The organism is Orbaceae bacterium lpD01 (genome assembly GCA_036251705.1).
In the GTDB taxonomy this organism is placed as follows: domain Bacteria; phylum Pseudomonadota; class Gammaproteobacteria; order Enterobacterales; family Orbaceae; genus Utexia; species Utexia brackfieldae.
In genome coordinates, this window is sequence record CP133959.1 from 1,955,729 (window position 1) to 1,982,210 (window position 26,482).

27 protein-coding genes and 1 tRNA gene are annotated in these 26,482 nt (G+C 38.3%); 5 read left to right on the forward strand and 23 right to left on the reverse strand.

Annotation, left to right across the window (positions count from 1 at the left end; genetic code table 11):
• Positions 1-60: 60 nt before the first annotated feature.
• Together RHO15_08745 and RHO15_08750 are read left to right on the forward strand one after the other, a co-directional pair.
• On the forward strand, positions 61-552 hold the full coding sequence (locus RHO15_08745) for a single-stranded DNA-binding protein (GenBank protein ID WVD63552.1): 492 nt from the start codon (positions 61-63) through the stop codon (positions 550-552).
• Positions 553-726: 174 nt separating this feature from the next.
• A complete protein-coding gene (locus tag RHO15_08750) occupies positions 727-1,401 on the forward strand; it encodes a MarC family NAAT transporter (protein ID WVD63553.1) in 675 nt (224 codons plus the stop codon).
• A 98-nt stretch (positions 1,402-1,499) separates the two neighbouring features.
• On the opposite strand, the gene RHO15_08755 is transcribed toward RHO15_08750, so the two are convergent.
• The 14 genes from RHO15_08755 to dnaQ form a co-directional block, all read right to left on the reverse strand.
• On the reverse strand, positions 1,500-2,189 hold the full coding sequence (locus RHO15_08755) for a DUF2461 domain-containing protein (protein WVD63554.1): 690 nt from the start codon (positions 2,187-2,189) through the stop codon (positions 1,500-1,502).
• Between the two features lie 67 nt (positions 2,190-2,256).
• Complete coding sequence (locus RHO15_08760; protein WVD63555.1) at positions 2,257-2,433, reverse strand: Trm112 family protein; 177 nt, start codon at positions 2,431-2,433, stop codon at positions 2,257-2,259.
• A 42-nt stretch (positions 2,434-2,475) separates the two neighbouring features.
• On the reverse strand, positions 2,476-3,465 hold the full coding sequence (gene lpxK / locus RHO15_08765) for a tetraacyldisaccharide 4'-kinase (protein ID WVD63556.1): 990 nt from the start codon (positions 3,463-3,465) through the stop codon (positions 2,476-2,478).
• Complete coding sequence (msbA, locus tag RHO15_08770) at positions 3,465-5,222, reverse strand: lipid A ABC transporter ATP-binding protein/permease MsbA (protein ID WVD63557.1); 1,758 nt, start codon at positions 5,220-5,222, stop codon at positions 3,465-3,467. Before msbA ends, lpxK begins: the two co-directional genes overlap by 1 nt.
• A gap of 39 nt (positions 5,223-5,261) precedes the next feature.
• Positions 5,262-7,589 carry a DNA internalization-related competence protein ComEC/Rec2 gene (locus RHO15_08775; protein WVD63558.1) on the reverse strand — a complete coding sequence of 776 codons (2,328 nt, stop codon included), beginning with the start codon at positions 7,587-7,589 and terminating at the stop codon, positions 5,262-5,264.
• A gap of 310 nt (positions 7,590-7,899) precedes the next feature.
• Entirely contained in the window at positions 7,900-8,187 is a 288-nt protein-coding gene (locus RHO15_08780; protein WVD63559.1) for an integration host factor subunit beta, read from the reverse strand.
• Between the two features lie 88 nt (positions 8,188-8,275).
• Positions 8,276-9,958 carry a 30S ribosomal protein S1 gene (gene rpsA / locus RHO15_08785; GenBank protein WVD63560.1) on the reverse strand — a complete coding sequence of 561 codons (1,683 nt, stop codon included), beginning with the start codon at positions 9,956-9,958 and terminating at the stop codon, positions 8,276-8,278.
• 100 nt (positions 9,959-10,058) lie between these two features.
• A complete protein-coding gene (gene cmk, locus RHO15_08790; protein ID WVD63561.1) occupies positions 10,059-10,739 on the reverse strand; it encodes a (d)CMP kinase in 681 nt (226 codons plus the stop codon).
• A gap of 46 nt (positions 10,740-10,785) precedes the next feature.
• The gene (aroA, locus tag RHO15_08795; GenBank protein ID WVD63562.1) at positions 10,786-12,081 is read right to left on the reverse strand and encodes a 3-phosphoshikimate 1-carboxyvinyltransferase; all 1,296 of its coding nucleotides are present in this window, start codon (positions 12,079-12,081) and stop codon (positions 10,786-10,788) included.
• 234 nt (positions 12,082-12,315) lie between these two features.
• Positions 12,316-12,900, reverse strand: coding sequence for a sugar O-acetyltransferase (locus RHO15_08800; protein ID WVD63563.1), 585 nt, complete (start codon positions 12,898-12,900; stop codon positions 12,316-12,318).
• An 81-nt stretch (positions 12,901-12,981) separates the two neighbouring features.
• Complete coding sequence (locus tag RHO15_08805; GenBank protein WVD63564.1) at positions 12,982-13,860, reverse strand: helix-turn-helix domain-containing protein; 879 nt, start codon at positions 13,858-13,860, stop codon at positions 12,982-12,984.
• Between the two features lie 436 nt (positions 13,861-14,296).
• Complete coding sequence (locus RHO15_08810) at positions 14,297-14,647, reverse strand: ester cyclase (protein WVD64993.1); 351 nt, start codon at positions 14,645-14,647, stop codon at positions 14,297-14,299.
• A gap of 581 nt (positions 14,648-15,228) precedes the next feature.
• A tRNA-Asp gene (locus RHO15_08815) sits at positions 15,229-15,305 on the reverse strand.
• Positions 15,306-15,440: 135 nt separating this feature from the next.
• Positions 15,441-16,193, reverse strand: coding sequence for a DNA polymerase III subunit epsilon (dnaQ, locus tag RHO15_08820; protein WVD63565.1), 753 nt, complete (start codon positions 16,191-16,193; stop codon positions 15,441-15,443).
• Positions 16,194-16,280: 87 nt separating this feature from the next.
• Between dnaQ and rnhA the strand changes: the two genes are divergently transcribed.
• The 3 genes from rnhA (at position 16,281) to RHO15_08835 (ending at position 18,814) form a co-directional block, all read left to right on the forward strand.
• Complete coding sequence (gene rnhA, locus RHO15_08825) at positions 16,281-16,754, forward strand: ribonuclease HI (GenBank protein ID WVD63566.1); 474 nt, start codon at positions 16,281-16,283, stop codon at positions 16,752-16,754.
• A gap of 1 nt (position 16,755) precedes the next feature.
• Complete coding sequence (gloB, locus tag RHO15_08830; GenBank protein WVD63567.1) at positions 16,756-17,511, forward strand: hydroxyacylglutathione hydrolase; 756 nt, start codon at positions 16,756-16,758, stop codon at positions 17,509-17,511.
• A gap of 73 nt (positions 17,512-17,584) precedes the next feature.
• Positions 17,585-18,814 carry a transglycosylase SLT domain-containing protein gene (locus RHO15_08835; GenBank protein ID WVD63568.1) on the forward strand — a complete coding sequence of 410 codons (1,230 nt, stop codon included), beginning with the start codon at positions 17,585-17,587 and terminating at the stop codon, positions 18,812-18,814.
• Between the two features lie 16 nt (positions 18,815-18,830).
• On the opposite strand, the gene RHO15_08840 is transcribed toward RHO15_08835, so the two are convergent.
• The 9 genes from RHO15_08840 to RHO15_08880 all read right to left on the reverse strand — a co-directional run bounded on the left by RHO15_08840 (position 18,831) and on the right by RHO15_08880 (position 26,378).
• Complete coding sequence (locus tag RHO15_08840) at positions 18,831-19,601, reverse strand: endonuclease/exonuclease/phosphatase family protein (protein WVD63569.1); 771 nt, start codon at positions 19,599-19,601, stop codon at positions 18,831-18,833.
• Positions 19,602-19,762: 161 nt separating this feature from the next.
• A complete protein-coding gene (gene gshA / locus RHO15_08845) occupies positions 19,763-21,322 on the reverse strand; it encodes a glutamate--cysteine ligase (GenBank protein WVD63570.1) in 1,560 nt (519 codons plus the stop codon).
• Between the two features lie 131 nt (positions 21,323-21,453).
• Positions 21,454-22,140, reverse strand: a complete 687-nt coding sequence (locus tag RHO15_08850) for an aspartate/glutamate racemase family protein (protein ID WVD63571.1) — start codon at positions 22,138-22,140, stop codon at positions 21,454-21,456.
• 11 nt (positions 22,141-22,151) lie between these two features.
• The gene (rlmC, locus tag RHO15_08855; GenBank protein WVD63572.1) at positions 22,152-23,294 is read right to left on the reverse strand and encodes a 23S rRNA (uracil(747)-C(5))-methyltransferase RlmC; all 1,143 of its coding nucleotides are present in this window, start codon (positions 23,292-23,294) and stop codon (positions 22,152-22,154) included.
• 190 nt (positions 23,295-23,484) lie between these two features.
• Positions 23,485-24,336, reverse strand: coding sequence for a carboxylate/amino acid/amine transporter (locus tag RHO15_08860; GenBank protein WVD63573.1), 852 nt, complete (start codon positions 24,334-24,336; stop codon positions 23,485-23,487).
• A gap of 265 nt (positions 24,337-24,601) precedes the next feature.
• A complete protein-coding gene (locus RHO15_08865) occupies positions 24,602-24,811 on the reverse strand; it encodes a cold shock domain-containing protein (GenBank protein ID WVD63574.1) in 210 nt (69 codons plus the stop codon).
• 287 nt (positions 24,812-25,098) lie between these two features.
• A complete protein-coding gene (locus RHO15_08870; protein WVD63575.1) occupies positions 25,099-25,251 on the reverse strand; it encodes a YoaH family protein in 153 nt (50 codons plus the stop codon).
• A gap of 187 nt (positions 25,252-25,438) precedes the next feature.
• Entirely contained in the window at positions 25,439-25,645 is a 207-nt protein-coding gene (locus RHO15_08875) for a hypothetical protein (GenBank protein WVD63576.1), read from the reverse strand.
• Positions 25,646-26,168: 523 nt separating this feature from the next.
• Entirely contained in the window at positions 26,169-26,378 is a 210-nt protein-coding gene (locus RHO15_08880; GenBank protein WVD63577.1) for a cold shock domain-containing protein, read from the reverse strand.
• Positions 26,379-26,482 lie beyond the last annotated feature (104 nt).

The window sequence follows — 26,482 nt, forward strand, 5'->3', positions numbered from 1 at the left end:
CATGATACAATGCCGGAAAATTTTTATTCTAGACTAAAAAATTAAAGTTAGGAGCTCATCATGGCAAGTCGTGGTATTAATAAAGTTATTCTGGTTGGTAATTTAGGACAAGATCCTGAAGTTCGTTATTTGCCGAATGGCGGCGCAGTTGCCAATATCAGTATCGCCACTTCAGAATCCTGGAAAGATAAACAGACGGGCGAACAAAAAGAACGAACTGAATGGCATCGTGTGGTTATTTTCGGCAAACTAGCTGAAATTGCGGGTGAATATCTGCGTAAAGGTTCACAAGTTTATATTGAAGGTGCACTGCAAACGCGTAAATGGCAAGATCAAAGTGGTCAGGATCGTTATAGTACCGAAGTTGTCGTTAATATTGGCGGTGTTTTACAAATTCTTGGTTCACGTAACGCCGGCGATGCACCAGCACCAGCAGCGAATCAAAATTGGGGACAAAGTGCCAATAATATGTCATCAGCACCCGCTGCTAGCCAACCAGCTCCGATGAGTAAAGAGCCACCAATCGATTTTGATGATGATATACCGTTCTAATCACGTAAATCATTTATATTACTTTATTCGACAGGTTTGTTTTAACAGACCTGTTTAATCACATCTCACTCAATTCCACTTATCAGCACCAAGCACAATTTCCCCTATAACATTCAATAAAATAATGCTAAATTTAGGATTAATAACCTTTAAATCCATGAGTGAAATTAGCCTATGTTTGAATTAGTTAAAACTGTATTTTTAGGATTAATCCTGTTTCTACCGCTCACCAATCCATTAACGACCATTGCTTTATTGCTCGGTATATCTGGTCATATGAGTGAAAAAGAGCGAAACAGACAATCATTATTAGCTTCAGTGTATGTTTTTATGATTATGGTCATCGCCTTTTATGGTGGTCATCTGGTGATGGATGCCTTTGGTATCTCGATACCGGGTCTGCGTATTGCCGGCGGTATCATTGTCGCCTTTATCGGCTTTAAGATGCTATTTCCGCCTGCAACTAATGATAAAATAACGAATGTTGATAACGGTGCTCAGGAGAACAAGATAAGCAGTACTAATAATATTGCCTTTGTACCATTAGCCATGCCAAGTACTGCTGGCCCCGGAACGATAGCCATGATTATCAGTACCGCCTCAACCATCAAAAGTGGTCAGATTGAGATTACGCCTTGGGTGATGTATGCTTCTTCAATCCTGATTCCACTCGCTATCAGTGTGATTTTATGGCTATGTTTACGCAGCTCAGGCACGATTATGCGATTAGTCGGTAAAAGCGGCATTGATGCCATTTCCAGAATTATGGGCTTTTTATTAGTGTGTATGGGGACACAGTTTATTATTAACGGCATTCAAGAATTAGTCGTAAACTTTCCGCATCATTAATCGATCAAGGTCAATATCTTGCTCAACAAAAAAGCCCACTATTTCAACAATAGTGGGCTTTTTTATGTCTTGTTATACCGCTTACATAGATACAGCAACTATTCTGGAATATTTTTAATAAACTCTACGCGCATCAAGTAATGATATAGCGGCGCGAGTTGTTTAAATCCTTTACGTAATTTATCAGTCAAACCCGGCTGAAAAATATCTTCCATATGACGACTGGTGGCCATAACAGCGAAACTCTTCTTATTATACCATTGAGCAATATTTTCAGCCTGCTCTTTAATCAACGGTCTTTTATAGCTTTCACCAACCAGTTCAAAGGGCTTACGGCAAGTTTTCACCACCGCTAAGAAATCAGCCGGATCTTGTCGTATCTGCTCGCGAAGAATATCCATCGTTTTCTTCGGAGCACAGTAATAACCCAAACCATAACGGTAGCTATCCGGAGATATCTCAAAAAAGAAAGCCGGCGCTTCTTTCCAGTCCTGACTTGGACGTTTGAAGGTTATCCATAGGCGACTGCGATAACGTGATTTATCGCGGGAATAACGGGTATCACGGTGAAGACGGGAAATGGTTTTCCCGATAGCGGGTTTTACTTCAAATTGCGCATCGATAAGTTTCATTGCATCAGCCAAGTCTTGAACTAAAGCGCGAAATGGCGCAACAAGCTCATTATCATAGATGCCGCGATTTTTCTCAAACCATGGCTTGCTATTATACAAGCTCACATTTTCTAAAAAATTAAGTCCGGCTTGGGTAAAGCCAGTAAACTGCTGCATCATACTCACCTCAATCAATGATGATCTGACTTAAACGGCGACCTTTAAAGTAACGCAATAATCTAAATCAAGCACGCTCTTCTTGTATCTCCACGGCTTTAGACTCTAAGAGTACAGGGATGCCATCATCAATGTTATAAACCAATTTATCATCATGACAAATCAGTTGATGATGATTTTTATCATACTCTAGTTTACCGCAGCATTTAGGACAAACGACTGCATCTAATAAACGCATATCCATCTTTATCACCTATCTTTTTCAATTATATTTTTTTAAACGCTATTACGCACCCAGTTTATCACACAAAATATCAATAATCGGTTTATTTAATTCAGCATCAATAGGTAAATACCACCAATTTGACTGAGCAAAGGGCATACATTTAACCGCATCTTTTTCAGTCATTAATAAATTTTGCTGCGGATTGGCTAACGGCAGAAGGTCTGAGGATTGAAAAGCATAATGATCGGCAAACGGATGACATTGTTCAATATCCACTCCCATATTCATTAACATCGTAAAAAAACGGGTCGGATAACCAATACCGGCCATCGCTTGTACATGAGGCAATAGCAACACATCACAAGTTTGTTTGGTTAATAAATTAACCGCCAGACCGGGTTTAAGCTGCATATTCACAACGGGGACTGGGGCGGGTAAGGTGAGTTGATGAGAAAGGTCACCATTCACAACCACCAGATCGACCTCATTGAGTCGCTTAGCATTTTCTCGCATCGGTCCAGCGGGCATCCACCAGCCATTACCAAAGCCATTTTTACCATCAATCACAACTATCTCATAGGCACGGTCAAGCGCATAGTGCTGCAATCCATCATCAGCAATAATAAAATCTAAATCATAATTACTCAGTAGATATTTCACTGCTTCGATACGTTTCGGAGCTACGGCTAAAGACACGCCAGTACGCTGATAAATCAGCACCGGTTCATCGCCAGCCTCGGTGGTTAGCGTTTCGGTGGTTACCAGCAAAGGATAGTGTGCGCTGTGTCCACCATATCCTCTTGAAATAACACCGACCTGATAACCTTTGGCACGCAGCTGTTCAACTAACAAAATCACTAATGGTGTTTTACCATTGCCGCCGACCGATAAATTACCCACAACAATAATTGGTACCGGACTCTGCCATGTTTTTAGTAGCCCTTTAAGATACAACCAACGTCGAATATAGCTGATCAATCCGTATAATAGTGAAAATGGAACAAGTAACCAATACAATTTATTTTGACCAGCCCATATCTTTTTCAGCATTACTTTGCATCACCAAATTGCATTTGATGTAATTGTGTATAAGCGCCATTTTTAGCGAGTAATGTTTGGTGATCACCACGCTCAAGCACGCGACCATCATTAATCACTAAAATTTCATCGGCTTTTTCGATAGTCGAAAGACGATGCGCAATCACAATAGAGGTTCTATTTTTTTGTAGCTCATCCAAGGCCGATTGAATTACCCGTTCAGATTCAGTATCCAGCGCCGAGGTGGCTTCATCTAAAATTAAGATAGGATTATCTCTTAATAATGCTCTGGCGATAGCAATACGTTGACGTTGCCCCCCAGATAACAACACCCCATTTTCACCAATAATAGTATCTAAGCCATGCTCCATTTTCTCAATAAAATCCATCGCATGTGCTAATTTAGCCGCCTCTTCAATTTGAGCTCGCGTATAACATTCTGGACGTCCATAAGTGATATTATTCGCAACCGTATCATGAAATAAATGTACATTTTGCGAAACTAAACCAATCTGATTACGTAATGAACGCAAGGTATAATCTTGAATATTATGACCATCAAGGAGAATCTCCCCCTGCGAAATATCATAAAATCGCGTCAGTAAACTGGCGATGGTTGATTTTCCTGAACCAGAACGGCCAACTAGGGCAATCGTCTTACCTGCCGCAATCGAAAAACTGACATCTGTCAAAGCTGGGGTTTCTCGTGTTGGATAGGTAAAAGTCACCTGCTTAAATTCGATATCACCTTTAGCACGCTCAATATTGAGCGTGCCTTTATCGTTTTCCAAAGGCGAATCTAATAAATGGAACAGTGTTTGGCAGGCCGCCATACCGCGTTGAAACTGAGCGTTAACACTGGTCAACTCCTTTAACGGTTTCATTAAAGCAACCATGGCTGAGAAAACCACCGTAAAGGCACCAGGTGAAATATTGGAGAATTCTGCTCTGCTAGCCATAAATAAAATAGCCGCTAAGGCAAACGAAGCAATGATTTGGATTAATGGCGTTATCATCGCGGAGACAGAAACCATCTTCATACTCTGATGACGAATACGATTACTGACACGTTTAAAGTTTTCATTTTCGACATCCTGTGCCCCAAATATTAAGACCTCTTTGTGCCCCTTTAACATTTGCTCAGCCGTACTAGTCACATTTCCCATACTATTTTGTATATTCTTACTCAGATGGCGAAAATGTTTTGAAACCCAGCGAATAATCAATCCAACAACGGGCGCCATGATGAGCAAAACCAGTGATAATTGCCAACTGTTATAAAACATAATACCGAATAAACCAATTAAGTAGGCCGACTCACGGACGACCACAATCAAGGCGTCTGATGACGAAGCGGCTACTTGCTCTGAATCATAAGTAATACGGGATAACAAACGGCCCGTAGAGTTTTGGTCATAATAAGCGACTGGAGACTTCACTAAATGAGAAAAGATTTGCATTCTCATATTCATCACAATTTTTCCTGATACCCAGGATAAGCTGTATGTAGAGATATAGTTGGCAATACCGCGCATAAAAATCAAACCGATCACCACAAACGGCATCATTAACATCACTTTATTATCTGCCTTACCAAATCCGTCATCTAATAAGGGTTTGAGTAAGGAGATGAGTGAGGTATCCGCTACCGCGTTGAGCACCAAACAAATTGCTGCAACAATCAATCCCAATTTAAAAGGAGAAATCATTGGCCAAAGTCGTTTAAAGGTCTGCCAAGTTGAAAAATCTTTATCAATAATCTCGTTCACACTATTACCTATTTTTATTCAAACAGACATATTCTACCCTTATTTATGTAAACTACCAAACCAATCATGATACCAACGGGGTTTTATTCGCTGACGGAAGCTGACGACTTGCCATTGGTCAGCAAAAAAATAGAAGCTAACTTGACCTTGTTGATGGGTTGAATAGATGGGGATAGCTAAATCATTATAACGCCCTATCGTCTTAGGCGAAGGTAGATGCCATGGATTATACCGCGCAACGGAATTTATGGCTAAATCGGGTTTTACTTTAGATAAAAAAGCATAACTGGATGACGTATTACTGCCATGATGTGGCACTTGTAAAATAGTCGTCGATAATGTTGTTACCATTTTTTGCGCTAATACTTGTTCTTGGGCCTTTTCCAAATCACCAGTTAATAAAATACTGAAGCGACCATCACTCACTTTAATCACACAAGAGTGCTCATTTACTGCATACTGCGCTAAGTTAGGCGGCCATAAAATCTCGAAATTAAGTGACAGCCACTGCCAGGTTACCCCTTGTCGACAATCAAGATGATTAGAGAGCCGGGATGAGGAACTCACCAGAGAGGTATTCGGATAAGTTTTCTGTAAAATAGCAAGACCGCCCGCGTGATCATTATGCTCATGGCTCAATATAATTTGTATCAGATCAAGTTGATGCCATTGCAAAAAAGGAATAATTTGTCTTTCAGCCTCACTACTCTCTTGATATCGTTGTCCAGTATCATAGAGTACGGCGGAACGGCCTTGACGAATCACAATCGCCAGTCCATGCCCAACGTCAAGCATATCAACGCGCCATCGATAACCTGCTGATTGAAAAAATGGAGATATCATTAATAAAAAAACTAAACATAATGTGAGACTAAAATAACGCCATAAACGAATATTGCCAAAAATAATACCTATCCAACCAATCAGGCTGATATAGCGATAATTGTGAGAAATATTTAGCCAACTCCCTTGAATCTTATCAGCCATCAAAAATAGCATCTCAAGCGTAAAATTGGCTAACCACCAAATGTGTTGTGATAAAAAGTCCAAACCCAATAATGACAGCAGCATAGATAAAAATAGCAGTGGTAGAATGATCAGGCTCATCAAAGGAATTGCGATCAAATTAGTCACTAAACTGACGAGACTGATACCATTAAAAATGGTGATTTGTATGGGGAGCAGAAGCAGTAATAATCCCAATTGCAAATGACATAATCGTAAAAAATAATCTAACCTCTTATTGGATAATCGGAGAGATAACGGAAACCACTGATAAAGAAAAATTAAACTCGCGACCGCAAAACAAGATAACCAAAAACTATCCGATAAAAGTGCTAAGGGATTAATAAAAATCAGTACAGCGACAACACGTAACCATAATTGCCAGGCACCAAGGCTAACCCCATTAAAACGACAGAGTAAAACTAATAGAAAAGCGGTCAAAGCGCGCTGGGCGGGTGGATTAGTACCAGATAACCAAACATAAAAACAAGCAGCAATAAGACTAAGCCAAAATGGAAAACGTAGCGAGATATAGCGCGTTGGTAAGCATTTTTGAATAGATTTACAAAGATAAAAAACAGCAGAGGCGAATAACATAATATGCATACCAGAGATCGCCATCAGATGGCCTATGCCGGTGTGAAGTAGCTGTTGTAGCTCGTGTTTAGTCATATTACCGCGTTCACCAAACAGGAGTCCTAGCATTACACCTGAGCGAGAGTAATGAGCGATCTTCTCGACTATAAACGAGACAACCTGTTGCCTAACCGAAAGCATTGTTGAGATGCGATGTGTCTGACCTTGAATAGTTGCTGATAAAACCAAATGGCGGCTTAAACTCCAACGTTGGGAATCAAAGCCACCTTGATTGAGCCGACTATGGATTGCTTTTAATCGTAAATTTAAAGACCATACTTCTCCGGCATAAAAGACGAGCGAGGGATCAGACCACTGCGCTTTGACAATAATTGGTTTGTTTAATTGACGATCATTAATTTGTATCAGTTCAAGTAAAATGGATTGGTTTAACGGCTGAGCTGAAGATAATTGTGAGGAACGAGCAGCATCAATATTGATCGTTTTGATTATTGCTAAAGCGGTCACCGTTTGATCAGCATAGGGCCTTGCATTATCAAGCACCTGCTGTGCAGAAAAACATGACCATAGTAAACCAAACAAACTAAAACTGATAAAAGAGAGTAGCCAAAAATGACAATGATATAACCACTGAATCATAAACAGGCAAAACAAAACAAGACTTAAGCCGATAAATAGATAGCCAGTAATCAGTGTAGGTAAAAAAAGTAGCAAGCTACTACCCACAATAAATGCTAATACTGCGATATCCTGATTGATTTTCAATTAGATGAAGTCCAAAAAGACGATTTTGCCAGTTACTTTCTTTGTGAGCTAAAACAGACTATCGACGCTGTTATGTTACTCTCAGCATAAATAGTCGATTTTCTTTTTTGATATAAATAGGATTCAAGAGATCTCTTGTACTATCATAATTTAAGAGACTAAATGACGTGTTAATCGATTAAAAAGAATCTAAGCTATTGGTGGGATAAAATGATTAATCTATGGTTTATCAACAATAAACAGATAAAAAAAAGCCCTTATATCTACATATAAGGGGCTTTATTTATATTAGCAATAAATAAAATAAAGTTTAACTTTCCGCGCTATCGACACGTTCACGTAACTCTTTACCTGGTTTAAAGTGTGGAATATATTTTTGCTTCACTGCCACTTGCCCACCAGTTCGAGGATTACGCGCCTTGCGAGGTGCACGATAATTTAACGCAAAACTGCCAAAGCCACGAATTTCAACGCGATCATTTCTTTCCATTGCTGATGCCATTTGTTCAATAATATCACGAACAGCTTCATCAACAACCTGAACAGGAAGATGCGTACGCCAATTAGCGAGTTTCTCCGTTAAATCAGATCTATTCATAACTATCTCCTTTTGGCGACTTTTTACTCTAAGTCTTTATTATTATGCGAGATTTTAAAAAGAGGGGTTGCCCCCTCGAATTTAAATACTACTCAGTTTTAGATGCTGCTTTGAAGGCTTCTGCCATTGCGTTGGTAAATGACGCTTCATCTTGTTTTGGCGCATTGTTTACAACAGCGATTGCTTCTTTTTCGTCCGCTTCGTCTTTAGCACGGATAGAAAGTGAAACTGCGCGAGTCTTACGATCAATATTGATCACTTTCGCTTCAACTTCATCACCCACTTTCATCACTTGTGATGCATCTTCGATACGTTCACGAGAAATATCCTGTGCTTTCAAATAACCTTCGATGCCATCAGAAAGTTCGATTGTTGCACCTTTTGCATCAACAGCAGTCACAGTACCTTTAACAATTGAACCTTTCTTGTGTACAGTTGAGAAGTTGTTAAATGGATCTTCTTCTAACTGTTTAACACCTAAAGAGATACGTTCACGCTCTGCATCAACTTGTAATACAACAGCGGCAATATCATCACCTTTTTTGTACTGTTTAACAGTTTCTTCACCTGGTTGATTCCAAGAGATATCAGATAAGTGAACTAAACCATCAATGCCACCTTCAAGGCCGATAAAGATACCAAAGTCAGTGATTGACTTAATTTTACCTTCAACACGATCGCCTTTATTATGGGTTTCAGCAAATTGTAACCATGGATTTGGTTTACATTGTTTTAAGCCTAAAGAGATACGACGACGTTCTTCGTCGATTTCAAGCACAACCACATCAACAACATCACCAAGACTAACCACTTTAGATGGATGAATGTTTTTATTTGTCCAGTCCATTTCTGAAACGTGAACTAAACCTTCAACACCGGTCTCAATCTCAACGAAACAGCCATAATCAGTTAAGTTAGTCACTTTACCTGTTGCTTTGGTACCTTCTGGGTAACGTTTAGCAATTGAAATCCATGGATCTTCGCCAAGTTGTTTTAGACCTAGTGAAACACGTGAACGATCACGATCAAATTTAAGGACTTTGACTAAAATTTCTTGACCAACTTCAACCACTTCGCTTGGATGTTTAACACGTTTCCACGCCATATCAGTGATATGAAGAAGACCATCAACACCGCCAAGATCAACGAATGCACCGTAGTCAGTAAGATTTTTGATAACACCTTTAACTTCAGCACCTTCTTGTAAAGTTTCAAGAAGTTGTTCTCTTTCTGCACTATTTTCAGATTCGATAACAGCACGACGAGATACCACAACGTTATTACGTTTTTGGTCTAATTTAATGACTTTTAATTCGATTTCTCGGCCTTCAATATGTGAAGTGTCACGTAAAGGACGAACATCCACTAATGAACCTGGAAGGAAGGCACGGACGCCGTTTAATTCAACCGTAAAGCCACCTTTAACTTTACCATTGATAATACCCATTACGGTTGCAGATTCTTCAGCTGCTTTTTCTAATGTAATCCATGCTTCATGACGTTTAGCTTTTTCACGAGAAAGAATAGTCTCGCCAAAACCATCTTCGATAGAGTCAAGTACGACATCAACTTCATCGCCAACTTTAACTTCTAATTCGCCTTGGGCATTTTTAAATTGTTCTACAGGAATTGCTGATTCAGATTTAAGACCAGCGTCAACTAAAACTACATCTTTATCGATGGCAACAACAGTACCACGGATCATTCCACCAGAGCGAGTTTCAAGTTGGTTTAAAGACTCTTCAAAGAGTTGAGCAAAAGATTCAGTCATATTTATTTACTTTTCAAGATTAAAATAACGGCCATCTGGCATCTTGCCTAATGGGGTTGTTTAAAAAACTTCAGAATATCCATATAATGAAGCGGTTTAGCTAACTTAATTGCTGCTGAATATAACTCAGTGCTTTTTCAAAAACCTCATCAATGTTGAGGCTTGTTGAATCAATCACTAGCGCATCAACTGCAGGTTTTAACGGCGCTACAGCCCGATTTCTATCGCGGTCATCACGCTCAATTATCTCCTGCAAAATCTCACCAAATTTAACACAAACTGCCTTTTCTTGCAACTGTTTCATGCGTCTTTCCGCGCGAGCTTGTGCACTGGCATCTAAGAAGATTTTCACTGGTGCATCAGGAAATATCACGGAGCCCATGTCTCTGCCATCGGCGATTAAACCTGGGGCTTGTTGGAAATCACGCTGACGTTGTAGCAAGGCTTGTCTGACCTTCGACAAAATAGCAATTTTTGAGGCAAACATGGCGACTTCTTGTGTTCGGATCATTTGGCTCACGTTTTGACCATCAAGTAAAACCGCTACGCCATTAGCGGTGGTTTCAAATGATAAAGGCAGCTGTAACGCGCAACCGGCAATAGTCTCTTCATCATCAAAAGCAATCTGTTTTTCTGACACGTATAGGCCTAATACCCGATAGATCGCACCTGAATCAAGTAAATGCCAGCCTAAATGTTGGGCTAATGCCTGACAAAGCGTTCCTTTACCAACACCACTAGGCCCATCAATCGCAATCACAGGAACTGATTTTTGTATCATTTTCTCTTATCTCTATTATTGAACAATAAATTTGTTACCATCAATCTCATGTTGCCATACTCATTTTATTAAATTGAGTAAAATAGGTCGGAAATGTTTTTGCTGTGCAATTAGGATCTAAAATAGTGACTGGGGTTTGATCAGATAATGCCACCAGTGAAAAACACATCGCTATCCGATGGTCATTATAGGTTTCAATTTCAGCATGCTGTAAATGTTGTGGTGGCGTAATGGTAATATAATCATGCCCCTCTTCCACTGTCGCGCCAACCTTACGAAGTTCAGTCGTCATCGCATGCAAGCGATCGGTCTCTTTAACGCGCCAGTTATAAATATTACGAATCGTGGTCGGCCCCTTTGCGAATAGTGCGGTTGTTGCAATAGTCATTGCCGCATCGGGAATATGATTCATATCCATATCAATTCCGTTGAGTTCGCCACGTGTACACTCAATATAATCATCCGCCCAAGTGATCTTGGCTCCCATTTTGGCCAGCACATCAGCAAACTGAGTATCGCCTTGTAAACTATGTTTACCAATTCCCGTTACGCGAACAGTTCCGCCCTTAATCGCGGCCGCTGCTAAAAAATAAGAGGCCGATGACGCATCACCTTCAACCAAATATTGGCCTGGTGATTGGTACTGTTGTTTGCCTTTAATCATAAAAGTATGATAATCATGGTTGTCCACTTTTACGCCAAACCTGTCCATCATTTTGATGGTGATATCAATATAAGGTTTAGAGACAAGGTCACCTTTAATACGGATTTCAGTATCTTGCTGAGCCAGTGGAGCAGCCATTAATAACGCGGTTAAAAATTGACTGGACACCGTGCCATCTACTTCAATCTGGCCACCGATAAATCCACCGTGTAAATGTAATGGCGGATATCCTATATTTTCAAGGTAATCAATCTTCGCCCCGCCTTGCCGTAAAGCCTCAACCAGATGACCAATTGGCCGCTCTTTCATCCGTGGCTCACCCGTGAGCACCAGATTATTATCAGCCAAACACAGCGTCGCCGATAATGGACGCATGGCTGTTCCTGCATTACCTAAATAGAGCTCCAAAGGTGTATCACTCGACAACGCGCGACCAAGCCCTTGAATATCACAAATTGTTCTATCGTCAGATAGCTGATATTGAACGCCCAGAGCTTTAAGCGCATGCAGCATATAACGAACATCATCACTATCGAGTAAATTAGTTAAACGGGTGCGGCCATTAGCCTGAGCTGCAAGTAACAGAGCCCGATTTGAGACACTTTTAGAACCTGGCAAATTAATGGTACCAGAGAATAATCCAACCGGTTGTAACGTTAAAGACGCCATTTTTGACATGTGAATTCTCTTTACTTTTCATTTTAATAGAGAACATTTTAAAAGGAATAGCGAAATAACTCAATCACTAGACTAGTTTATCAATCGCTTAGTCGATCGATCTATTATTTTCGAATAAAAAATCAATATGCTAGTTTGGTTTAGAGATCAAGTATACCGTTTAAATCAGGTCAATCTGATTTAAATTTTCTGCTATGATAATTAACCGTATTAGTATTATTTTTTCCTAAAGTGTTACTTATCTTTAGCACAACTATCAACATCGGCAATACTTCTCACCTCGCGACAAGGATTCCCCGCTGCCACGACATTCGCCGGAATATCACGATTGACGATACTACCTGCACCAATAATACTATTACAGCCAATAGTAACACCAGGCAAAACTGACACACCCGCACCAATCCAAACATTATCCCCCACGGTTATTGGATAGGCATATTCCAGTCCTTGGTTTCGTTTTTCAGCATCAACGGGATGACCTGAAGTATAAAAACCGCAGTTGGGCGCAATAAACACATTGTTGCCAAATGTGACTTTAGCCGCATCTAAAATAGTACAGTGATGATTGGTATAAAAATTATCACCAATTTCAATATTATATCCATAATCACACCAAAATGGCGCAGTGATAGTAAATGTACTTTTTATCTGACCAAACAGTGCTCTTATTACTTTTTGTTGCGCTTTGATGTCTGATGGTTTGATCTGATTAAATTCAAAGCATAAATCCTTACACTGATTTCTTTCGGCAATCAACTGTTCATCGTAGTTGGCATCATATAATTGCCCTGATAACATTTTCTCTTTTTCAGACATCACTATCACCTCGTACAAGTTATGGGGGTATTTTATATTATCTCCACTATCATAGTGGTTATGATTATTTTGACGTACTTATTAATAACGTTCTAATGTTTTTCTTAATAGATCAATCGCCTGCCCCGCTTTAACGCTAGTTTGCCACAAACGATCAAATAGATGTCGATAGCGTGTAATGGCTTCTTGCGATGAGGTAATTGAGGCAATACCTGTTGTCACATTAGGAAACTCACCCAATCTAAATGGACTCAGTCCAAGTGATAAGGGTTTGTCATGCTGATAGAAAATTTGAAATGTCGAAGAAGGCACAACTTCCGGTGTAATCGCTAACTGTAATGAACTTCGCTGATCTTCAATTAAATGGATCAGGTGTTCCACCTCTTTTCTGGCTAACAATGTCCTTTGCATTTTCGTGCTCGGCGGAATATTTAAGCTTCCGACTAAACCTAAATGTAGAAAGCGTTCAATTTGCTGTAGACCCACCAGATTGATGACTTTGGGAAAATGTGCGGTTAAATGTGATTTACGTTCTTGCAAAATAGCTAAAGCGCTTTCAATTTTTTCAATCTCTTTGGTGCTATGATTAGCAGACTCATACAACATACTGCGTAAATGGGTAAGATAGTCGGGTGACGTCAATAAAAATGAGAAAGGATCAAAATGAGAGTATATATCGGAAGATTGTTCTTCAAGTTGCCGCATTCTCTCAAAAAATCCATCACCAGATGAGTAGTATTCAACATCCACGCCCAATAAGCTGGTGAGTGATGTACCGAGTAAAGCAGCTAAGCGATCAAGCGTTTCTATCTTAACTATCTCACCCTTTTCAAGCCGATAGACCGCAGCCCGAGAGATTTTCAAATTTTCTGCGACATCTTCAGCGCGTAATGATGCGGCAATACGATAAGCTCGTAAGCGCTGACCGATAACAAGGTAGTCAATAGATGATGGATTCATAACGCTCTCAACACTAAAACAGTTGCAGACAGTTTAGCATAATGACGATCCCTATCCAAATTAGGAATATTTAGCATAAACAATCGATTATAAATGAGCAAAATAATTGTCGAAGAAAACATCATCCATCGTTTGAATATCACTCGCAGGCATATCATTACACTAATATTAGCCCCTATTTACCACAAAACGATAATCAATTGAATACTTTACCAACAAATCAGACGATTAATCAAAATCATGAAGAAACAATATTTAATAAAAAACGCACACCGGCGATTAAGCCGGTTGCGTTTTAATCAGTCATCAACCGATAATATCATCGATTATTTTAATAAACCTAATTGATTCATAAAGGTATAATCACCATAGAATAACCACTCTTCATCCATGGTACCATTTTCATTCCAACGTAGAATCGTTGCCATTTCAAGCTCTAAATTTTACCGTTTGGTTGAATAACCGTACCATCTGCTAACACCATCGGCTGAGTAAATGTACCACGCCAAACACCGGTTACTGCGGTATATTTACCTTGGCCTATACGTACATGGTAAATTAGATTTCTGGTATCCGGCGCAAACTGAAATATTTTTTTCGATTTTTCAATATGGGCAGCCAAACCTTTAGTGAATGAGCCGTCAGGATAATGAACAATGATATCAGGAGCGTGGCTTTTCTTCATCTCATCCCATTTTTGAAGACTATAAATATTAAAGTCTGAATTATCTAAATTATTCTCAACAATCGTTCTTTCTGATTTAAATTGCTCAAAGGTTTTATTGATATTTTGATCACGTGTACTCGGAGATGTCGCCGAAAAGTCATCAGGTTTATTTTAAGCTAACGCGAAACCAGATAAGCTGGTTAAAAAGATTGAGACAAATCCCGAAACTAATAATTTATTTGCTTTTTTTCATTTTTTATTTCCCTTTATTTTTTAAATTATTTATAAATAGCTATTAGCGCAACCGCATTAATAACATATCCATAGAAAAAATAAACATAAAATACAGTCACTTACGTTTAATATCATATCGAGACAATTAAATGAGATCAACCTCATAAATTATGTGATTATTTAAAAACAGGTCTAAATTTCACTTTAATCTTACATTTTTTCAATAAGTTACCAGTGACTAAAATCAGAAATTTAAAACATCGCTCATTTTAATAGGTATTTCTTATTAAAGATAACTTAACTAATAGTTTAAATGATTTTTCACAATAAATAATTAGTGATTAGTGATTAGTGATTAGTGATTAGTGATTAGTTATATTGTAGGATAGGTAGTTTCGCATTGTATAACAATAGATTGAAAATGAATTGATATAACAGATGTGTTGTAACTAATTGACAAAGTGAATTGGCGGAACGGACGGGGCTCGAACCCGCGACCCCCTGCGTGACAGGCAGGTATTCTAACCAACTGAACTACCGCTCCGCGCCTTTAAATCACTTCAAGAAATTGAGGTCTCATGAAGACGGATTGAATATTAAAGACTTCTTGATAACCCGTCAACCGCTTTTTTAATAAACCCACACTGATTGTCTATAAATTCAACGCGACAGACTCAATTTATACCGTTTTGCGCCATATTGCACCACCACTTTTCTTGTCAATTTTGTCCAATGTTGATTCGTGTGCAAGGCACTCCTCATCATTTGCTTTCAGTACTCGTAGATTTAAGTGGCTTCTGGCTAATTTCTGCACGGCAGAAACAAACGTTTGCTGATTTTGCTGATGCTCTTCACTGCTGAACGATAAAGATGTCTGCCCACCCGTCATCGCCAAATAAACTTCTGCAAGAATTTCCGCATCGAGTAAAGCGCCATGAAGAGTTCGATGCGAGTTATCAATATGATAGCGCTCACACAGTATATCTAAATTATTACGTTTACCTGGAAATAAACGACGAGCCATCGCAAGTGTATCGGTCACTTGGCAATGTTCAGCGGTTTTATAGGCTCGTCCCATCAAATTAAATTCGTAATCCATAAAACCGACGTCAAACGAAGCATTATGAATGACGAGTTCAGCGCCATCAATAAAGCGAATAAAATCTTCGGCAATATCACTAAATAGCGGCTTATCTTGCAAAAATTCATCACTGATGCCGTGAATAGCAAAGGCTTCTGGATCGACTAACCGTTGAGGATTGATATAGACATGAAAGTGGTTACCGGTTAAGCGTCGGTTAACCACTTCAACTGCACCAATTTCAATAATTTTATGTCCTAAATAGTGTAAGCCACCATCCTGATTCATACCAGTGGTTTCAGTATCGAGAACGATTTGCCTTTGCGGCGTAATCTGAGTACTTTGGGTCATACTTTAAACCATTAAAAATTGAGTTTTTCGGAAAATTAAACTAAGGTATAGTCAACTTACACTTATTCTATCAGAGATTTATAAACCATGCTGTTAAAGAATATAGAAATATTTACCGATGGATCCTGTCTCGGCAATCCGGGTCCAGGTGGATATGCGGCTATTCTACGCTATAAAGAGAAAGAACTTGAATTAACCTGCGGTTATTATTTAACCACAAATAACAGAATGGAATTAATGGCGGCAATTGTTGCACTAGAAAAGCTCAAAGAGCGCTGTAATTGTCAAGTTTACACCGATAGCCAATACGTACGTAATGGCATTATGCAGTGGATTTTTAACTGGAAGAAGAATGGTTGGCGTACCAGCAATAAAAAACCGGTCAAAAATGTCGATTTATGGCAGCGTCTTGATAATGCATTACTTAAGCATCAGGTGGAATGGTTATGGGTGAAAGGCCACGCAGGACATCCAGAAAACGAACGATGTGATGTCATCGCCAAGGCCTCAGCTAGCCATCCAACTGAGCACGATCATGGATTCAAACCCGATGGAGAGTAACATGGTGCATTTATCCGCTATCCCAGCACTTAACGATAACTATATTTGGATACTCAGTGATAGCAATAATAAAACTGTTATTATTGATCCCAGTGAAGCCACACCAGTTATTCTGTTTTTAAGAGAGAATCAATATCAACCAGTTGCTATTTTACTAACCCATCATCACGCTGATCATATTGGTGGTGTTACCGATTTACTGACGGCTTTTCCTTCAATTCGCATTTATGGACCCAAAGAAGTTTGTCAAAAATTAATTGGTTTACCCATCCAGCTTATTACGCCTGATCAAATCATCACGGAATTAGGCTTAGCGTTTCATATCATCGCCACACCGGGTCATACCCTTGGTCATGTTAGCTATTACAGCAAACCTTATCTATTTTGTGGTGATGTTTTATTCTCAGGTGGATGTGGCCGAATATTTGAGGGAACGCCCAAGCAAATGTTTAATACACTGAATCATTTAGCTGATTTAGACAATAAAACGTTGATATGTTGTGCGCATGAATATACACTTAGCAACCTAAAATTTGCGCATCAAATTTTACCCAATGATGGCCCCATCATGACGCGGTTGGCTGAAGTGGAACTATTACGCAAAAATCAGCAAATGTCCTTACCAACAACGTTAGCTTTAGAGAAAAAAACGAATATTTTTCTTCGTTGTCACGAGCAAGTACTACAACGTCAGTTTTCAGTAGAAGATGCCCAATCATTGTTTATGGTATTAAGAGCGCTTAAAGATAACTTTTGATCATCTTATTGTACCAGTGAGCCAGCATAAAATAGTCGGCGCTGTTCGAAAGATCTAATATAAATATAATATAATGAAAAAATTATTAAGCTTCATCCTGCTCATATTACTTGCGGGATGTCAAAATCAGCCTTCACCAACGCATATTGACAGTTCTGCCACTGACAACCTCAGTTCACAAGCTTTACTGACCACTAAACTTAAGCAAAATCCTTGGCGTTTTATTAAAAAGCAAAGCAATATCAGTATTCCGTTAAATCAGCGCATACGCGAAGAACAAGAAAAATTATTAAAAAACAAATCGGCTTTCGAGCAACTACTCTCACGCTCGGAGCCTTATATGTACTATATTATTAACCAACTGCAACAACGCAATATGCCGGTCGAAATTGCTTTAATTCCCTTGATTGAGAGTGCTTATAATCCACAAGCGACCTCTTCGGCAAAAGCCGCAGGATTATGGCAAATTGTACCAATTACCGCAAAAGCCCACGGTATGGTAGCGAATAAATGGTATGACCCGCGTCGCGATTTGATCGAATCAACCCAAGCGGCGCTGAATTATTTAGAATATCTCAATAAAATATTTGATGGTGATTGGCTGTTAACACTTGCGGCGTATAATGCCGGTGAAGGTAGAGTTAAACGAGCTCAGCAATGGAGCATCAATAATCATTTACCCGCACATTTCTGGGCATTAAATTTACCTAAAGAAACGATGCAATATATTCCTAAGTTTCTGGCGGTTGCCGATCTGATTCGGCATAATAAAAATTTTGGGATTACATTACCCGATTACGATTATGACAATGCCTTAGTCAAAGTCAATATAGGTCAACAGATTAAACTGGCCGATCTCTGTAAGTATACCGATTTATCTTTAGATGAACTGACTCTCTACAATGCGGCTTATCTGAAAAAGACACTCAATGGTCCCTACTATCTGCTAATTCCTAAAAATCAAGCTGAATCACTCTATAGCAACTTATTGAGCAATAATTTTAACAGCGCTGCAATCGTCGATTTATTATCGATACCGGCTGATACCGATGACATATTACCCAATAAAACGAATAACACCAATCTGAAATATCTGACTATCACTGATGCTGATTTACAATTTTATGCCAAAGAGCACTTACGTCATAGTCAGATTATTTATCGTATCAAACCAGGTGATAATCTTTCTATGATTGCCAAAAATCATCGCGTTAAAATAAGTCAATTATTACAATGGAATAAAATCCAAAACGCGCATAAGCTTAAGCCTGGCGACAGACTTGTGATCAATATTCGGCACTAATATATCCACAGTATCATCAATACTGGAAAGAGACTAATAGCGGGTTATGGTCTGAGGCGATGGTACTGATGATACGTGAATCGGTTAATGACAATCCGCGATAAAAGACAAAGTCTAAAGGCCGCCCCATAAACGTTTTACGCAAATCGGTGTCAAAATTAACCGGCAGAAGTTGTATCTCTGTGGTTAAATAGTGCAATAAACTTAGACGCTGTCGGCTCCAGGTATTAAAATCTCCCGCCAAAATAACTGGCCCTTGGTGATCTCGAATATGCAGTAAAAGATCATCGAGCTGCTGCTGAAAAACCTTCAGGCCAAAACTAAAATTGACCGCATGAATATTCGCAACCATCAGTGTTTGCATCGTATTCGCCAGTGGATATAGGGTAATTAAAGCTGATTTAGGGACTCTAATGATAGGTTCGCGCGCTTTATATGCCCGAGTATAAATAGGCAAGGTTTTAGCTAAGGTCATGACACCAGTAAAACTATCGTTAACAGAAAAAGCGGGGACTTGATCAGCAACCCGATAATGACGAGTCACATAGTTAATTAAGGTTGGTGTCGTTTGCGCTTCCTGAAGTAAAACCAGCTGGCAGTGTTTGGCATACTTTTTTAATACCGAAATCCAATCCGCTCTTTTTTGTTTGAAAATATTCCAAACTAAGATATTAATCGTATTATCTGCGGTTAACGGCTGATCCACAAAAATGTGATGATTGGGCAAAATAATTTCAACATCACTGCTATCGGCACAGTAACGTAATATATGATTACTCTTCACCATTTTATCATCCTGGTACCTTATCACCACGATTTTAGCGATAAAATAACTATCCACATTAATGATTAAATAGCATACCATTAATGAGGATAGTCGTTTGCAAATCTGTCGAATAAACCATATCGATTAATTCAGCAGACGTAGATTTATTTATTATCAGAATACTACTTTAATAATTGCTTCACATACTCATCAAAAGAGATTGAATCTGCCGCTTCTTTAGCTCGCTGTTTAACAACTGAGCGCTCTCTCTGCTTGATAAAATCACTATCGGTTAATAGTGTTAAAGGTTCAGAGAGTAATTGCTGTTTATACTGTCGGGCAATACTTAAACCAAATTGATTAGTCCCTAGCTCTTTAATCGCTTGTAAAGTACGACCTGATAGGGTTAATTCGGGTTCATCAAATAGTGGACGTAAGCGATGACACACATCACGATAAGCACTATTTTTTTCATTTCGATCAAGCACTTCAGCGACACGCAATAAATCATCAAATAGACTATGGCCAATTTTAGCTAATGGCTCAAATCGACTATCGCAATCGAAACCAATCACTTGATTTGGTTTACGACCTTCCATGATCACGCGATTCCAGTTGCGTTTTGCACATTCAAGTTCTGCCGAACTCATCTCAGGCGCATCGGCTAACGCACACCAAATCAAAAACAGATCAATGAACCGAACTTGATCTTCGGTAATCCCAACTGGTGAAAAAGGATTCACATCAAGCGCTCTGACTTCAATATATTCAATGCCACCACGCAGCAATGCATCCGTTGGCTTTTCGCCCGCTTGTGGAACGCGTTTAGGACGAATTGGCGCATAAAACTCATTCTCATTTTGTAAAATATGATCATTGAGTTGCTGATATTCACCGTCAACTTTTATACCAATTTTAGCAAATTTTTCTGACTTGATTTTCGTGGCACGCTTTACCCCTTCAACATAAGTCTCTAAATGGTTAAATGTGATACCTAAACTACGCTGCGCATCATTGGTATAACCTAAATCGCTCATCCTTAACGACGTTGCATAAGGTAAATAACCTTTATTCTCAGTCAGCGCTAAGAACGCCGCCCTCTTTTCTGGATCTTGAATAAAGGAAGAACACATTGATGGAGAGGCTCCAAACAGGAAAGGAATAAGCCAACCAAAACGATAATAGTTACGAATTAATCGAAAATAACCTTCTGAAATAACCTCTCTTCCCTCATCACTATTCTTTATGCCATCTTTTGCTTGCCAGAAAGCAAGCGGTAGCGAAAAGTTATAATGCACACCTGAGATGGTTTGCATCATCGCACCATAACGATTTTTTAACCCCTTACGATAAAGGGTTTTCATTAATCCTTCATTAGAAGTGCCATATTGAGCGAGAATAATCTCGTCTTCATCATTAACAAAACAGGGCATACTCAGCGGCCACATCATCTCATTGCCAATCTCAATACTAGCATAACGATGTAAATCACGTAAAAAAGTTAACGTGTAGTCAATACTAGTATTAGCTGGCGTGATAAACTCAAGCATCGATTCGGCAAAATCGGTTGTGATCCATGAGTGTGTTAAGGCTGAACCAATTGAGGCTGGAAATGGTGTTTGCACTAATTTACCATTTTGATCGATGCGTAAGGTTTCTCTTTCAATACCTCGATTTATGCCTTGTAATATTGTATGATGTTTTTCTAGCCAAGACAAAGCGGCTGAAACGTCAGGAATCAAAATGACCTCCAAAAAATAATTTATGATCCATCACTGAATGGCTATTAGCATAGCTTATTTTTATCAATGTTAACAATATAAAGTGGAGAGGAAAAAAATATTAAAGATAACCTCTTAATATCCATATCTTTTTATATTGCACTTATCGCCGCTGCGTTTGCATGTAATAAGGTCGTATCAAAAACTTGTACAGAGACATCTTGCTGATTAATTAACAAACCAATTTCAGTGCAACCCAGAATAATGCCTTGAGCCCCTTGCGAAATCAGTTTATTGATAATGGCTAAATAAATCTGTTTCGATTCAGATTTAATCTGGCCGTGACAAAGCTCATCATAAATAATACGGTTGACCTGTAAACGATCATTTTCATCCGGAATTAACACATCAATGCCAGCCTGAATAATCAGCGCTTTATAAAAATCCTGTTCCATTGTATATCGCGTGCCCAGTAGTGCAACGCGGTGAATATTTGCCTGTTTCAGTGCATCCGCGGTGACTTGTGCAATATGTAATAACGGTAATCCGATTGCCTGTTGAATTTGTGGCGCAACTTTATGCATCGTATTGGTACAAATAACCAAATAATCAGCACCGGCTTTTTTCAATCTTAATGCCGCATCAATCAATATTTCAGCGCTTTTATCCCAGTCACCGGCAGCCTGGCACTGCTCAATTTCCTGAAAATCAACACTGTACAGGATAATTTTTGCACTATGTAAGCCACCTAACTGTTTATTGATGGTTTGATTAATCAGTTGATAATACGTTATGGTACTTTCAAAACTCATACCACCTAATAATCCAATTGTTTTCATCTTTATCATCCTCATCTATTTTTTGTGAGTAACAGCATGGTTTCAGTATGCGGTGTATAAGGAAACATATCAAATAATTGGGCTTTACTGATGTGATAGTTTTCCAATAGTAAAATATCCGCTAGTAGAGAATCTAAATTACAGCTGGAATACAAAATATAGCTTGGCTGTAATTCCTGCAAAAAATTGGCTAAAGCTTGTCCTAAACCTCGACGAGGGGGATTGACTAACACCAGATCTGGCGCTTGTTGTTGCGCTAAAGTAAACTGCGTTGAATCTAACGCCTGAAAATCAGGTGATGGAAGTCCCATCACCTGAGCTGACTGCTTAGCACAAATAATAGCGGATTGATTAATTTCAATACCGGTCAGCTTTTTAAATTTATCGGTACAATGTAAACCAAAGCCACCGACGCCACAAAATAGATCCCAAATCGAATAAATCTTATTGATATTGTTAGTATCGAGTGATTTTACCCAATTTGCCGCTGTTTTATACAACTGTTCAGCAACTAGCGTATTAGTCTGAAAAAAGCTTTGCGGACGAATATAGAGCGGCACATGATTAAGCTGAATAGGTAAAACATCTGCCTGACTAAGGATGATCTCTTCGTCCCCCTCCAGAATTGCCGCATGTTTAGGCTGGATATTAACTGAAATAACCCATAAATCAGGAATAAGCTGGTAAAGCGTATCCAGCGAAGCTGTTATTTTTTCAATCATCAACGATGATCGCAGTACAAACCGCAACATAAATTTATTATCGGCATAAGACATAATAATAAATTTCAGTTCCCCCCTTTTTTTATTAATATTATATGGTACTAAACCAACCGTTTTAATATAGCTTTTAAGCTGCGCTAAGGCCTGCTGTAATGGCTGGGGATAGAGCGGACAATCGCAAAGATCGATCGGTTGCTGCTGATGATTAATAATCCCTAAAATAGGTTTTTCAACGGTATTTAATACTGCCATTTTCGCTTTGTTACGAAAAGCAGATGTCTCGCTCGCCACGGGCGGATCAATATCAGTAAACTGAAAGGAGCGGAGTTTATCACTCAATATGATTTGTTTTTCAGCTAACTGCTGTGTATAGGTTTTTGTCAGCCAGGAACAAGAAAGACATTGACCTTCTAAAAAATAATCACATTGCACAAAAATAACCTTAATATCATCAGTAAGTTAAATTTTTTCAAAAAAATGTTATTTTTATCATCATTTTTGAAACTTATTTATTTTTAGTTTGTCTTAATTAATGCCACTGCATTATTTTTCATTTTTAAACATTTTTGGTCGTCTTTTATAGACGACCTTTTTTATACCCTAATCTGCCTATTATAGCCATTTATTGACTAACTATCCAACGTTGATGGATATAGAGCGCAATCAAAATGGTGATAGATCCTGCAATAAATCTAATCCAGTCAATCGATTGATGCCAGACCAAAACATTCACAATGATGCCACAAGGAATCACCAGATTATTCATTATCGCCAATGTGCCGGCATCTACTTTGGTTGCGCCGTAATTCCATAAAAAATAGCATAATCCTGAAGCCACAAGACCTAACCAAAATAGAATACCCCACTGTATAGGGCTTATTATCATCTCACTGTGCTGACCAAATAGTACCCAACAAAATATTGCGACAATAACGGCACCAATATAGACCCAGGAAAATGCCTGATGTTGAGGCATGGGATGAAGCTCAATAACTCTTTTATAGCCAACTTGTCCTAAAGCAAAACAGAGATTAGCGCCCTGAATCAATAAAAAACCTATCATAAAGTGAGTATTGAGGTTGTTATAACGGATAATCAGCGCGCCAAAGACGGCAATTATGGCGGTGAGTAAATAAGTTAAGCGAAATCGCTGTTTACGTAAAATATCATAGATAAGCGTGATATAAATGGGGGTCATTATCGTGAATAGTAATATTTCAGGCACCGTGATGTACAAAAAAGATTGGTAATAAAAGATATACATAAAGCCTAATTGAAAAGCCCCCACTGACATCAGTAATATGATTATCCTTAATTTTATCTGGTTTAGGCGTAAAAATGGCAGAAAGAGGATACAAGCCAATAGGATCCTGATAAAAACAGCAAACCAGATATCAATCTGATTACTGAGATAAATAGCAATAAAACTAAATGAAAATGACCAAATCAACGTAACAATAATGAGATAAAACATCACAATTCTTTTATTAAAATAAAAATAACTATATCACAAGTAAACCGAATTTAAAATAAATAGTTTACAATACTGTTAAACTAAAATAATGGATGGAATAGTGGAATAGTGGAATAGTGGAATAGTGGAATAGTGGAATAGTGGAATAGTGGAATAGTGGAATAGTGGAATAGTGGAATAGTGGAATAGTGGAATAGAAATTAGACTAAATAGAAGATATAAAAAAACCCACTATATTAGCGGGTTTTAACAAATCAGTTGACTACTAGATGATGACAACTTCTGCTGCTGCTGGACCGCGAGGGCTATCTTGGATAGCGAACTCAACTTGTTGTCCTTCTGCTAAAGTTTTGAAGCCATCACCAGAGATTGCAGAGAAGTGAACAAACACATCTTTGCTACCGTCAGCTGGAGTGATAAAACCAAAACCTTTGCTTTCATTGAACCATTTAACATGGCCAGTTTTCTTAGTCATTACAAAACATCCTAACAATAATTAATATTAGCCTAAAGGCTCTCTTGGTCATAACATCAGTTATACGTCTTACATGAACATCCAAGAAGAGAATTTGTTAAAGCTAAATCAAAGATTATTGTTTAAACAAGATACTACTTATACTCTAATGTTACAAAAGTAAAACTGGATTTATGCCCGTGTTCTATTACCGCATATAATCTTAATGAAAGCAAGGTTTATTATCTAATTTAAGACATAAATCACATTTATGTAAAAAAGAACATCGGAACACAATCGTTCTGTGGTTATTTTGATAAATCGGCAGTATGTTCTTTACGGATTTTTTCAGCAATCAGAATAATCGCTTCAGCACAGCTAACCCCTTTGTTCATCAGAGTTTGTATCTCTTCCACTGCCCGCTGTTGCTGTTCATGAGTCAGTTCTAAATCATCTATCATTGTGCTTAATCCATCTTTCAAAAATAATGGCTTTTATTGTATCTAATATCCTAAATAACGCATAGCGACAGATAACCTTTAAGATCAAAATTATCTCAGCGCAGATAGATAATAAAATATTAATCTATGCATCAGTTAAACATAAAACTGATCAACTTAGTAGATTATTTATCCAAGATATAGGCGGCTAGACCGATAACTTATTCATCACCCACTGACGAAATTCATTGAGATCCTTTTCTGAAAATCGATTCATATAATCTCTTTTTTCTTGCAATTTTATTCGATCTTCTTCAGTTAAAACGATACTTTTCAAATTAGATAAGATCTCTTTGCGATAGACTGAATAAATAAAGTCTTTAATAATTTCATCTGATAAATTCAATCCGACCATAACGATCCCCTCACTTTTATGTATAAAAAATTGCCCATATCTGGACAATATTTACTCAACTCAGTATGCTGAATAAATCGTGACAAAACAATCGAAATAAACTATAAGTCCAATTAAATATTCAATAAAAATAAAAACCGCACCTAAGAACAGTTATTAAAATGGCAAAATAAGCTTAATCTATACAGGCTTATTATTGATATGGATATGCAGTGCTCACACACAAAAGCCCGGTAAAGGATTTACCGGCACTCCATCTGTTTCAGTTATCACTATTGAATAGCCAAGGATAAGGTTATTTAAAACCAATTTCATCACAAGATCAAATGACTTTTTCCAGTTAGCAAGTAGTGATGGTTCACAGTATACACTTCCAGAATAAATAATTTCGCCATAAAAAAACCCCGCGATGCGAGGCTTATGTCTTTAACTGAATAACCTATTATCTAGTCAAAGTTGGATACTTTATCTGCTAACACCGGCTTTTTCGTCTTCCTACGAGAGAAAAAATAGTATTTCACCATTAAAGTGCAACAACATCTGTTGCTGCTGGTCCTTTATCACCATTAGAGATAGAGAACTCAACGCTTTGGCCTTCAGCTAAAGTTTTGAAACCACTACCAACAAGTGATGAAAAATGAACAAATAAATCTTTACTTCCATCTGCAGGTGTAATGAAACCAAAACCTTTGCTCTCATTGAACCACTTAACTGTACCTTTTTGCTTACTCATATAAAATTACCTTTTTTAATAAAAAAATTGATGTAGTTTTTAGCTACATGATTGGCATCATTTCTACATTATGATTTAATTATTAAAAAGATAGGTTAAACTTA